The 12,464-nt window shown below is 38.3% G+C and carries 11 protein-coding genes; 5 read left to right on the forward strand and 6 right to left on the reverse strand.

Going from position 1 to position 12,464, the window contains the following annotated elements:
• Positions 1 to 62 precede the first annotated feature (62 nt).
• On the forward strand, positions 63 to 617 hold the full coding sequence (locus NMG88_RS17285; RefSeq protein ID WP_227365763.1) for a Uma2 family endonuclease: 555 nt from the start codon (positions 63 to 65) through the stop codon (positions 615 to 617).
• Positions 618 to 747: 130 nt separating this feature from the next.
• Entirely contained in the window at positions 748 to 1,830 is a 1,083-nt protein-coding gene (locus NMG88_RS17290) for an ATP-dependent 6-phosphofructokinase (protein ID WP_027250148.1), read from the forward strand.
• Between the two features lie 124 nt (positions 1,831 to 1,954).
• Here the strand turns inward: NMG88_RS17290 and NMG88_RS17295 are convergent, their stop codons facing one another.
• A complete protein-coding gene (locus NMG88_RS17295; protein WP_026795878.1) occupies positions 1,955 to 3,046 on the reverse strand; it encodes a calcium/sodium antiporter in 1,092 nt (363 codons plus the stop codon).
• A 186-nt stretch (positions 3,047 to 3,232) separates the two neighbouring features.
• On the opposite strand from NMG88_RS17295, the gene NMG88_RS17300 reads away from it, so the two are divergent.
• Complete coding sequence (locus NMG88_RS17300; protein ID WP_026795877.1) at positions 3,233 to 3,784, forward strand: DUF1269 domain-containing protein; 552 nt, start codon at positions 3,233 to 3,235, stop codon at positions 3,782 to 3,784.
• Positions 3,785 to 3,817: 33 nt separating this feature from the next.
• Here the strand turns inward: NMG88_RS17300 and NMG88_RS17305 are convergent, their stop codons facing one another.
• The 3 genes from NMG88_RS17305 to NMG88_RS17315 all read right to left on the reverse strand — a co-directional run bounded on the left by NMG88_RS17305 (position 3,818) and on the right by NMG88_RS17315 (position 6,026).
• Positions 3,818 to 4,435 (reverse strand): TVP38/TMEM64 family protein, encoded by a 618-nt coding sequence (locus tag NMG88_RS17305; protein ID WP_036833210.1) that lies wholly within the window; start codon positions 4,433 to 4,435, stop codon positions 3,818 to 3,820.
• 119 nt (positions 4,436 to 4,554) lie between these two features.
• Complete coding sequence (arsS, locus tag NMG88_RS17310) at positions 4,555 to 5,541, reverse strand: arsenosugar biosynthesis radical SAM (seleno)protein ArsS (protein ID WP_042153849.1); 987 nt, start codon at positions 5,539 to 5,541, stop codon at positions 4,555 to 4,557.
• 200 nt (positions 5,542 to 5,741) lie between these two features.
• On the reverse strand, positions 5,742 to 6,026 hold the full coding sequence (locus tag NMG88_RS17315) for a hypothetical protein (RefSeq protein ID WP_042153848.1): 285 nt from the start codon (positions 6,024 to 6,026) through the stop codon (positions 5,742 to 5,744).
• Positions 6,027 to 6,104: 78 nt separating this feature from the next.
• On the opposite strand from NMG88_RS17315, the gene dusB reads away from it, so the two are divergent.
• Positions 6,105 to 7,112, forward strand: a complete 1,008-nt coding sequence (gene dusB, locus NMG88_RS17320; RefSeq protein WP_026795872.1) for a tRNA dihydrouridine synthase DusB — start codon at positions 6,105 to 6,107, stop codon at positions 7,110 to 7,112.
• A gap of 79 nt (positions 7,113 to 7,191) precedes the next feature.
• Here dusB and NMG88_RS17325 read toward each other — a convergent pair whose 3' ends face one another.
• On the reverse strand, positions 7,192 to 9,456 hold the full coding sequence (locus tag NMG88_RS17325; protein ID WP_254035654.1) for a CHASE2 domain-containing protein: 2,265 nt from the start codon (positions 9,454 to 9,456) through the stop codon (positions 7,192 to 7,194).
• 32 nt (positions 9,457 to 9,488) lie between these two features.
• Positions 9,489 to 10,274 (reverse strand): DUF928 domain-containing protein, encoded by a 786-nt coding sequence (locus tag NMG88_RS17330; RefSeq protein WP_254035655.1) that lies wholly within the window; start codon positions 10,272 to 10,274, stop codon positions 9,489 to 9,491.
• 265 nt (positions 10,275 to 10,539) lie between these two features.
• On the opposite strand from NMG88_RS17330, the gene NMG88_RS17335 reads away from it, so the two are divergent.
• Complete coding sequence (locus tag NMG88_RS17335) at positions 10,540 to 12,429, forward strand: tetratricopeptide repeat protein (protein ID WP_254030223.1); 1,890 nt, start codon at positions 10,540 to 10,542, stop codon at positions 12,427 to 12,429.
• Positions 12,430 to 12,464 lie beyond the last annotated feature (35 nt).

The raw sequence follows: 12,464 nt of genomic DNA on the forward strand, positions 1-12,464 counted from the left end.
GATCAAGTGATCGCACCCTAATCAGCTATCTTATAAATACCCACTCCTAATTGTTGATGAAGATGACTATATCGATCGCAAAATGGAAACTGGACGACTATCACCGCATCGTTGAAATGGGTCTACTCGACGAGCGCCCCGTTGAACTACTGCATGGAGAAATTGTTCAAATGTCCCCAGAAGGAGAACCCCACGCCTATTTCAGCACTGAAGCAGGTGATTATCTTAGCCGTTTACTGGGAAATCGGGCCCTAGTTCGTCACGCTAAACCCATTACCCTTGCTAACGACTCCGAACCCGAACCTGATATCGCCATTGTGGAACGTTTGGGGCGGGAATATCTCAGTCATCATCCCTATCCTGAGAATATTTTCTGGGTGATAGAATACTCCAACTCCAGCTTAGAAAAAGACTCTACTGTGAAATACCGGATCTACGCGGAAGCGGGAATCTCCGAATATTGGTTAGTTAACCTACAGCGCCGGGAACTAATTATTTATCGTGATCCCAGGGATAGCGAATATGGCTCCAAAATCACCTTAACAGAAGGTGAAGTTACACCCCTAGCATTTCCAGATATCCAGATTCCCATTGAAGCCATGATTTCAGCAGATTGATCCGCGTATATCCGGTTATTCTGCCTGCCGATTCCTGATTAAAATATTAAAGATGAGCAAAGATTTGTCAATCATTTGCCAATCGGATGTAATCTAAAATTTGCATCTGTAAATCCAGAATTCGCCAAACATGGTAGAACACAAACGCATTGGTATTTTAACCAGTGGGGGGGACTGTGCAGGTTTAAACGCAGCAATTCGGGCTGTGGTTTATCGGGCGGCAGGAATCTTGGGGTGGGAAGTCTTCGGTATTCGAGAAGCCACCCAAGGGTTAATGACTCGTCCTGTGAACAGTGTTCCTCTGACTATTGATAAAGTTGATAATATTCTCACCGCCGGGGGGACAATTTTGGGAACCACCAATAAGGGTGATCCCTTTGCCTTTCCGATGCCGGATGGAAGTTTGTTGGATCGCTCCGAGGAGATTATCGAAGGCTATAATCTCTTAGGACTGAATGCTTTAATTGGTATCGGTGGAGATGGCAGTTTAGCGATTTTGCGACGCATTGCCCAACAGGGAAATATGAACTTAATTGGGATTCCTAAAACCATTGATAATGACGTGGGTAGCACGGATTTATCTATTGGGTTTAGTACCGCCGTTGATATCGCTACTGAGGCTTTAGATCGCCTGCATTTTACCGCCGCTAGTCATAGCCGCGTGATGATTTTAGAAGTCATGGGCCGAGATGCGGGACATATTGCCCTCCATGCGGGAATTGCTGGCGGTGCAGATATTATTTTAATTCCTGAACTTCCCTACAGTTTGGATAGCATTTGTCAGCATATTGCAGAACGACAAAAACAAGGGAAAAACTATTGTTTAGTCGTTGTTGCAGAGGCGGTTAAAACGGAAACGGGAGAACCTGTGACGATGATTAATCGTATGGGACAAGCTCGTTTAGGGGGCATTGGACAATATCTGGCCGATGAAATTTGCGATCGCAGTGGCGCAGAAACGCGAGTTACTGTTCTCGGTCATATTCAACGGGGGGGAACTCCTTCACCAATTGATCGGATTATTGCTTCTGCTTTTGGAGTGGCGGCGGTGGATTTGATTCTTGAGGAGAATTATGATCGGGTTGTCGTTTGGCGAGATCGGAATGTATCGAGTATTCCGATTTTGGATGCGATCGCTCAATATCGGGCTGTTAATGCTGATGATATTTTAGTAGAAACGGCCCAAAGTATGGGGATTTGTTTAGGGAATTAATTCTGTTGTAAAGACGTGCTCTAGCGCGTCTTTATCTTCTTAAGTTAAGATCCAATAATCAGGCTGTTTTATTTGTTTACAGATAATAATCTCTCCCCTAGCAGAAAAGGGGAGTTAGGTATGCTTAAGAGTTTAAACGTTTGCGTTTGGTTTGATAGCTGCGGACTGTGGTGACAATTAAAGTAATAATTGTAATTGGAATTACAAAACCGATCATCACCAAATTAAACATGGGAAGTTGAGAATGTTTTGAAGAATCGAGAATTAAATAGGTAGCGTAGGCAAAATAATAGGCTAAGAAAAGTATACCTTCCCAACGGTCAATAGATTTGCCCGTATAAAAAATCGGGAAACAGGAAATTGCCACTGCAATCATAACTGGAATATCAAAATTTAAAGCCGCAGTAGAAACATTGATTCCGGCTGGGGAAACAGCAGAGGAGAGTCCTAAAACTGCCAGGATATTAAAAATATTGCTACCGATGACATTACCCACAGCAATATCCCGTTCTCCTTTAATCGTAGCCACAACAGAACTGGCTAATTCTGGCAGGGAAGTTCCTGCGGCTACAATAGTTAATCCGATGACTAATTCACTGACTCCAATAGCTCTAGCGATAGAAATTGAACTTTCAACCAACCAATTAGACCCCTGAACAAGCAAGACTAATCCGACAATAATTAAGCCAATATTAATGATCCAGTTTTTCGGAGTATTTTCAATCTTACTCCCGGATTCATCTTCGTTTGATTCATCATTTTTTTGTTTCTTGGCTTCATAAATTAAAAACAGAGTATAAACAATTGCCCCAATAAATAAAATCGTTCCATCAACCCGACTAATTGTACCATCACTGCCAAACATTAAGGTCAAAACAGACACCCCAATCATAATCGGAACATCTAACCGAATTAACTGATTAGCTACCATTAAAGGAGCAATTAAAGCCGAAATTCCTAATATGATTAACACATTAAAAATATTACTACCGACAACATTTCCCAAGGCGATATCCGCTTGACCTGCAAAAGCTGATTGAATACTAACTGACATTTCTGGAGAACTGGTTCCGTAAGCAACAATTGTTAGTCCCACAAGTAAGGAAGGAATTCCCAAAATTGAAGCAATGGTTGAAGCTCCACGGACTAATAGTTCCGCGCCCAAAACCAGTAAGACTAAACCCGCTATCAGTAACAAAATCACGCTCAAGCTCATAGAATAAAAATCCTTAACCGTTAAAGTTTGGTCTTTTTGTTTACAATGAAATATCACAACTCCTTTTGTTAATTTATCATGGTTTTAATCGACTTTGTTATTGGGGTTGTGGTAAGGTGGAGGGAATTAGGATTGCGATCCGTATAGACCTAATTTGTGTAAACCATAAATTTTGAGGAATAAAACATGACTTATTCGGAAGATTTAACAACTTTAGTTGTTGTTGCTTACCCTGAGCAAGAAAAAGCCAAAGAAGTTCTAAAAGAACTCAAGGAATTGCAAATAAAAGGGATTATTTCTATTGTCAATGCTGCGGTTATGGTCAAGAATGAAAAAGGGAAAGTTGCCATTAGTGAAACCGGAGATACCGATGCTAAAGGTGGAGCAATTATTGGCGGAATTACGGCGGGATTAATTGCCCTATTCAACCCGATTGGAGCATTAGGAGTAATTGCTTTAACCGCAGGTGGGGCGGGAGTTGGAGCCTTAATTACTCATTTTATTGATTTGGGATTTCCTCAAGAAGATCTGAAAGAACTTTCTGAATCTTTAACCCCGGGAAGTTCAGCTATTATTGCCTTGGTTGAGCATACTTGGGTAGATAAGTTAACGGAAACTTTAGATGAGTATGCCGGAAAATTGTATAAACGTTCGATTAAATCGGATATTGCTTCTCAACTGGAAACAACAGCAAAAACAGTCAATACTGAAGTGGAATCTACACCCCCAGAAGCCTAATTAATCTAAGTAAAAATAGGTGGAATTTTCCACCTATTTAATTTTTTGATTTAGAGCATTTTGGGCAATTTTAGTGATATAAATTGTAACGATTACCGTTACGATTAACCCCATTCCATAGAATAACCATTCTACCGAGGTACGCGATCGCTCTCCCATTCCTAACTGGGCTAAACTTCCGATTAAAGATCCCACATAAACATATAAAATTGTACCGGGTAACATCCCAATCCAAGAGGCTAAAAAATAATCTTTTAAAGAAACATTCGTTAGTCCAAAAGCATAATTAAGTAAATTAAATGGAAATATTGGAGAAAGACGAGTTAAACCCACAATTTTCCATCCCTCTTGACCCACCGCTTGATCAATAGCTTTAAATTGCTCGTGATTTTCTAGTTTCTTAGCAACCCAATCCCTGGCAAAATATCGTCCAATTAAAAAAGCAAAGGTAGCTCCAATTACTGAACCAATAGAAACATAAATTGAACCCCAAAATACCCCAAAAACAACTCCCGCACCCAAGGTTAATAGAGAACCAGGGACAAATAATATTGTAGCTAAATTGTATATAATAATAAATGCTGCTGGCCCCCAAAAGCCCAAATTTGCCACCCAATCTAAGAGATTTTTTAATAAGTCTTGAACGCCCATTTTATTCTCCCAAGTATTAAAATTATAGCCCTGAGCAGGTTAGTTTTGAGAACTTCTTTATCTTCTTTGTGTCTTTGTGGTTAAATTTGGCTTGATCCTTGTCAAGATCACCTATAATTTTAAACTAAAGATCCTCCACAACTAGAACCACATCCGGCGGTACATCCATAACAATAGGAAGCTGTTTTTACCGTTTCAATTAAATCTAAATTATTAGCATTTAATAAATCACTTACCGTTAAGATATTTCCTGAAGCATTGCGGGCGGGAATATTTTCCATTTGGTTAAAATCACAATCATAAATATAGCCTTGATAATCAATAGATAATTGATGACGACACATTAAATTAGATACAGTTTCGGGATTATAATTAGATTCTAAAAATTCTAAATAGGAAGATTCTAATTTTTTCTGCTGTAAATAAGACTTTGTGCGCCCGATGGGTAAATTTGTAATCGTTAATAGTTGATTAAAATGAATATCCAAATCTTTTTTTAAATAATCTTTATACGCTTGTTCAAGTTGAGATTGTTCGGGCGGTAAGGTGAACTTTTCGGAGGTTGGTAGGGCGGGGTTATAAACTAAATCTAAGATTAATTCCGGTGTTTTACCATAGCCCAAACGGTTTAACCATTGAATGGCTTGAATAGAATCCTGATAGACTCCTTTTCCTCGCATTTTATCTACATTATTTTCTAAATAACAAGGCAAAGATGCAACAATTCTTAATTGATTATCTGCACAATATTCGGGGATATCTTCATAACCTGGGACAAAATAAAGGGTTAAATTAGACCTAACAATAACTTGTTTTTTGCTTTTTCTTGCTGCTTCTACTAAAGGTTTAAATCCATAATTCATTTCTGGTGCCCCTCCGGTTAAATCTACCGTTTGAATTTGGGGAAACCGATTAATTAATTCAATTAGTTGTGAAGTAATATCAGGGTTCAGTTCTTCGGTACGTTTTGGCCCAGCTTCGACATGACAATGGTTACAAGCTAGATTACACCGTTTTCCTAAATTAATTTGTAATATTGTAATTGGTTGTTTTGTGAGGGGAAAACCGAGTTTTTGTGAAAACGGGGTCAGCGTTGTTTGAATCATGAGTTAAATTTGGATTAACTGTAATATTTAGCTTGTGCTAATTTTAGCATAAAAATAGCGATATAATCTTATTAAAGATTATATTTATTATTTCAATGTTATCTTTTCTGTCTCGTATCCCGTCTTTTTAGAGATTAATTATCCTAAATTAATCCAGTGATTAGCCCGAAATTAGAGAAAAAATGCTAATCACTGATGATTTATCTATTAATCGGCTGTTCCAATTGTGCTGGACGACCAGTAATATTAAATTTCTGCATCAAATACAAAACTCCCGCCGCCATAAACACCCCAAAAACCAACCCAATCACCGTTAAAATAATAAACGAACGTTGAATAATTTCCAAGGTTCTAGGGTCATGTTTTTTGGCTTCAACATCTTCAATTTCTTCAGAAACTTCACTCGGTTCGGGTTGGGGAAAGTGCAATTTATTCGCGTTGCCATTTTGATGAAACGGGCCAGGATTATTTGAGGGAAAATTCATAATAAAATCCAAAATGATTTAAACCGTTAACTCATTCTATTATAGAGATACTCGGACTTACTTTGTTCCCTTTTAACCATGATTGTTCTTTCCCCAGAATTGAAACAACGTTTATCCACACCCCTAAAAATTGGCACTGTAGAAGTCAACAGTCGTGTCCTCCAATCCCCCCTATCCGGTGTCACAGATTTAGTTTTTCGGCGCTTAGTACGTCGCTACGCCCCCGACTCCATGATGTACACCGAAATGGTTCACGCCAGCGAAGTCTGTCATGTTCGGGGACTTCCAAAAATCATGGAAGTTGACCCCAAGGAACGCCCAATTAGTATTCAATTATTCGATTGTCGCCCCGATTTTTTAGCCGAAGCCGCCCAAAAAGCCGTTCAAGAAGGAGCCGATACTATTGATATTAATATGGGTTGTCCTGTTAATAAAATTACGAAAAATGGGGGCGGTTCTTCGTTATTGCGACAACCGGAAATGGCAGAAACTATTATTCGGTCAGTGGTGGCGGCCGTGGATGTGCCTGTCACCGTAAAAACCCGGATTGGTTGGAGTGATGAAGAAATCACAATTTTAGATTTTGCCCGTAGAATGCAGGATGCGGGGGCAAAAATGATCACCATTCACGCCCGCACCCGCGCCCAAGGTTATCACGGTCAGGCAAAATGGGACTGGATTCGACAGGTTAAGGAACAGTTAAGGATTCCAGTGATTGCCAATGGCGATATTTTTTCCGTAGAAACGGCGATTCAATGTTTACAAGAAACGGGCGCTGATGGGGTAATGTGTTCACGAGGAACTCTGGGTTATCCGTTTTTAGTTGGAGAAATTGACTATTTTTTGAAAACCGGAGAATTTAAAACCCTTCCCTCCGTAATTGAACGGTTGCAATGTGCAAAAGAACACCTCCAAGCGTTGTGGGAATATAAGGGTGAACGGGGAATTTATCAATCTCGAAAACATTTAACCTGGTATGCAAAAGGGTTTCCTGGGGCGCACGAATTACGGGATCATTTGGCCAGAATTGAAACCGTTGCTCAAGGATGGGAATTATTAGATGATGCAATAAATCAGTTATCCTAGAACAGTTTTTTTGCCTAGAAAACTTTAGAATAGCGTTGATACGTTTCAATCTTTGACTTGAGTTTGAAACAGCCCTGCATTAACTAGGGTGGCTATGGGGGTCAACTTTTAACACATTAATCGTTTGATAAAGTTGATTCAGATATTGTTCCACCTCTGGGGATTTAGCCGTAAACCCCACATAAAAAGCTCCCGGTTTCGCCGATTTTTCTAGGACTTTTGCATAAATATCATCACTCCATTGTTCTGATTTTAATTTAATATTAAGTTTTAAATTTGCTAAAGCCCCAGGAATAATATGATTATTCGCCTCCGTAATAATTAAACCTCCTTTTTCCGATAATTCCACTAAACTTGCCATTAAAATACCGTCGCTGATATGTTTTCCTTCTAAAATAAAATATTGTAATAAAATAGGAGTTGGAATTGGATAAAAATGCTGTTCTTGTTTAGAAATAAATAGATTATAGTTACCTAAAATTCCCCCGACTTCATAAATAGTAATAGACTTTTTGACTCCCTTGGGCTGAACTAATTTTTGATTTTCAATCTTAATCAAATTCCGACCCGCTTGATTTAATGTCATTTCAGAGATTAAAATTTGTCCTCCAGTTGTATAGGATTCAATCCGATAGGTCAAATTAACTTGACTTCCTACAACTCCATATTTTGTGCGTTTTTCTGACCCAATATTTCCTACCACAACTTCCCCCGTATTAATTCCAATTCCCATGTCTAAAGGAGATAAATTCCACTTTTCTAATTGTTCATTCACCTTCTGCATAGCTAATTGCATGGCTACCGCACAAGCAATCGCCCGTTGAACATCATCTTCCCGTAAAGTAGGAGCTCCAAATAAAACTAAAATTCCATCCCCCATAAACTCATCAATAGTTCCTTGATAGGTAGTAATCACATCGGCCATACAGGACAAATAAAAGTTTAAAATTTTAACTACTTCTTCAGGTTGTAAACGTTCTGAAAGAGCCGTAAATCCGCGTAAATCCGAGGTTAAAATGGTGATTTTTCGGCGTTCTCCTCCGAGTTTTAAACCTTCGGGTCTTTCTAATAAATTAGAGACAATTTCAGCACTCAAATAACGTCCAAAAATATTCCTAATATCCGAAGCGGAACGGGCAATATAAGCGGTAATGGCGATGGCTGAACCCGCTAAAGCTAAAAAGGGAGGAACCACCGGAATCCACCATCCTTGAATAAATAAAATATAGGTACTTCCCAGTAAAATTGTCGTGGATAAAATTGAAATAAAAACCTGTCGAATAATTAATAATTGTACTTTAGACGTTGCCCGAAATTTCCAGGTTAAAATTGCTCCTGCTGCTGACCAAATAAATATCCAAATCCATTCTAAAGTATCGGGTAACGTCTTAATTAACGGACGACTATCTAAGGCTGCACTAATAATTTGACTGGCAATATGGGCATGAACTTCCACCCCCGCCATGCGTTGATTTGCCGATAATGTATAGGGAGTGGACATTAAATCTTTGAAACTTTCCCCTACGGAACCGATTAAAATAATTCGATTTTTTCCCCAATCTTTAGGAAGTTTATCGGTTAAAATATCCTGAAAAGAAACAATCTCAAAACTGCGATTATATCCCCGATAATTTAAAAATATTTGATATCCTCCAGCATCAGCCCTTACATAGCCCCCATCATTTTTAGACAATGGTTTAAAAATAGTATCTTTAAATTTCCACCAATTATTAGTTCCTGGAACTATTTCTGGAGATATTCCTTGAGCATCTAAATAAAACATTGCCAAAAACAATCCCAAACTGTAGGAAGGTTGTCCCTGACCATTATTAATAAGTAATAACGCCCGCCGAATAATATTATCTTCATCTAAAATTAAATCATTAGCTGCTACTCGATTTTTTTCTTTCAAAATTGGAGGGGCGGCAACGGATTCTAAGGATTTATCCCCTACAACTTTTTCAATTCCTAGTAAATTGGGAGTTTCTGCTAAGATTTTAATTAACTGTTTATGACCGGGTTCAAAGGGTAAATCTCGATAAATGTCTAAGCCAATAACCGTTGGTTTCATGGCTACTAATTTCTCGATTAATTGAGCATAAATTTGGTCGGGTACATAACCTTGGCCAATATATTTCATATCGGCTTCATCTAACCCGACAATCGCAATTCTTTTATCCCTAGGTTCCGGGGGACGTAGACGCATATATTGGTCATAAACTGCCCATTCCCAGGACTGTAAAATCCCAGAAAAACGCAGCAAGATTACAAGACTAGCCATAACTGGGGTTGTAATCCAAACGCCACGCCACTCCCATGCTAATTGTTTAATTTTTGCTCTCATAGAGCTTATTTTACGATATATCCTTGAGCTTTCTAGGGTGTAGATTTAGATTGATGATCAGAATTACTCACCGTTGTTTCTGGTGCAAAGGGAGCTTCGGCAATCTGTTGATTAATCTTAATAGATGTCAGAAGTTCTTTCCATAATTCCGGTTCAGTATTTCGCATCTGAGCCATGATCATTAAGGTATCTTGCCAGAGGTTTTCCCTAGCATAAAGTTCGGCTTTTTTTAAGGGACTTTGAGCTTTTTCTATTTCATTTTTGAATGTAGGATTGAGTTCATTTCGCTGAATAGAAACCTCTAAGGTATCAATAAATTCTTGTTCCTCTGTTCCACAGGTAATCGAAAAAGTCCATTGATATTGACTTCCGGTTTCTAAGGTTACATTTTCTGGGAGTTTAATCTGCAAAATACTTGGTTTTAAAGGAAGTTGTACGACTGTTTGGTAAACCTCTTTGCCCTGTTGATTAATCAGAACAAATTCACCCGTTTTTACCTTGGATTCAGGAACATAAACAAAAAATGTGGGATGGGCAGAAACCGTTAAGGTCTTCTGACTGGGGACTAAGGCGGTCATTTTTGTATTCCCCAGGCCGCACTCGCTGGCAGAAGGGGTTTCACTTTCACCCCCTCGGGTTCCTCCCCCAGCCGTACTCACTGGCCCATCTCCCTTCGGTGCGGGGGGAAATTGTAAACTGATTTGTAGGGGGCTACTAACCGGATTTTTTGCCCGTGAAACAACATTCGCTAGACTCGCCGTAGTCGGTAACAGAATGCCTAAAATCAAACTCAAAGAACCAATAGATTTGATAACCATGGGATTATGCCTCTTTAAAATATCCATTATAATAATCCCTAAGATGCACTATCTGGATCAAAAAATCTATATTCCGTATGGTGAGTTTCCACACCAAATTAGCAAATTAGGGCTTCTTTTGGGCGATCGCCAATTTCCTGACGAATTTTTAAAGATTTAGGATCAGGTTCTTAAAGGATGATAATCAATTATAAGCTGTTAAGCATCTAATTGACTGGTTTCTGATTAAGTGATAGAGTAGATAAATTTAATTGTACCTGAAAATATGACCCCATCTAATCCAGAAGATAGTCTAATTATGACTGAATCAACTCATCCTGATGCCGCCATGATAACTGAATTATATCAACAGGCGATTAAATATCAAGAAAGTGAGAATTTCAACGAAGCGATCGCTTGTTACCAAAAACTAATTAATATTGAACCTAAATTCCTCTTAGGATATCAAAGAATTGGCAATATTTCCCTAAAAACTCAACAATTTGAACAAGCGATTACAGCTTATAAAAAAGTGATTGAATTAAGTCCTAATGAATTTTGGGCTTATAATAATTTAGGAGAAGCCTTAATTAAATTACAGCGCTGGGAAGCTGCAATTCCCATCTATGAAAAAGCCATTCAACTCGACCCGAATTGCTTTTGGGGTTATAATGGTTTAGGGGAATGTTTAACCCAAACTGAACAACTAGAAAAAGCCGTTCCTATTTATCAAAAAGCGATTCAATTAGATCCTGAATTTTGGGGATCTTATCAGAAGTTAGGAGAAATATTAACGACTTTAGAACGATGGGAAGAAGTAATTCCTATTTATCGCCGTGCGATTGAATTAAAACCAGACTTTTTTTGGTCGTATGTAAGTTTAGCAAAAGTATTAATTCATTTAGAAAGATGGGAAGAAGCTATTCCCATTTGTCAGCCAGCGATTTCTATTGATCCTAATTTCTTTTGGTCTTATATTAATTTAGCCGATTCCCTATTTAATTTAGAAAGATGGCAAGAAGCCGTCGATGTTTATACCACAGCCAATCAAATTAAATCGGATTTCTTTTGGTCTTATAAAAATTTAGGAGATGGGTTAATTCAATTGCAACGATGGCAAGATGCAATTTTAGTTTACCAACAGGCTATTGAATTAAATTCAACGGAAGCATCATGTTATTATAACTTAGGTTTAGCTTACCTTAATTTACAACAAAAATCCGATGCAATTAATTGTTTTGAAACCGCTTTAAAACTGGAACCGGATTATATTTCGGCTCAAGAAAAATTGAATGAACTCATCGAAATTTCTTCTATTTCTGATTCTACCCCATCACCAAATCAACTCGAACCGATTGACTGGTTAAAATATTATCCTACATGGGGACAAGCACCTTCTTATCTGTTACCTAAACCCGTTTCTTTGGGCAAAAATCCCCAAACTGGAAAATGGCAATTTCCCGTTCCTCCTAAAGATTTGAGGTTTGTTTTTGATGATAATAATGAGGAGTATTATCTCAACTCTGGAAAAATCCAAATTCAGGTCATGTTAAGTGTATTGCGAGAGTGTGGATATTTCCTCAAAACCGGAAGCCGAATTTTAGATTTTGGTTGTGCATCGGGACGGATTCTTAGGGAATTAGCTGATTTATCGGATATTTGTGAAATTTGGGGAATGGATATTAGTGCCGATTGTATTGCTTGGTGTCAACAAAATATGAGTCCTCCCTTTCATTTTTTTGTCGGAACAACCCTGCCCCATTTACCCTTTGAAGACCGCTATTTTGATTTAATTTATGCGGGTTCAGTCTTCACCCATATTGATGATTTAGCCGATGCTTGGCTGTTAGAACTGCGTCGGATTTTAAAACCCGGAGGACTAGCTTTTATTACAATTCAAGAAAGTTATATTTTTGATAAAATCAAAGAATCTCCTGAATTATGGCTTTCTAATAATAATGTCTGGCCTCCAGAACAAAAACAAGCCTGTATTCAGAACTATTTTGAATATATTAATCAAGATTTTGCCATGTTTACCCTAGGACGGGATACCCGGTCTTTGGTTTTCTATGACGTGAATTCTTTCCGGGAAAAATGGAAACCCTTTTTCCAAGTTTTGGCGGTTAAACAAGAAGCCTATTATTGGCAAACGGGAATATTATTAAAGCGCCTGTGATTTATAGTAGGGGTAATTCATGAATTACCCATTAC

Origin of the sequence: Planktothrix agardhii, from assembly GCF_904830935.1 — a bacterium.
In the GTDB taxonomy this organism is placed as follows: Bacteria; Cyanobacteriota; Cyanobacteriia; order Cyanobacteriales; family Microcoleaceae; genus Planktothrix; species Planktothrix agardhii.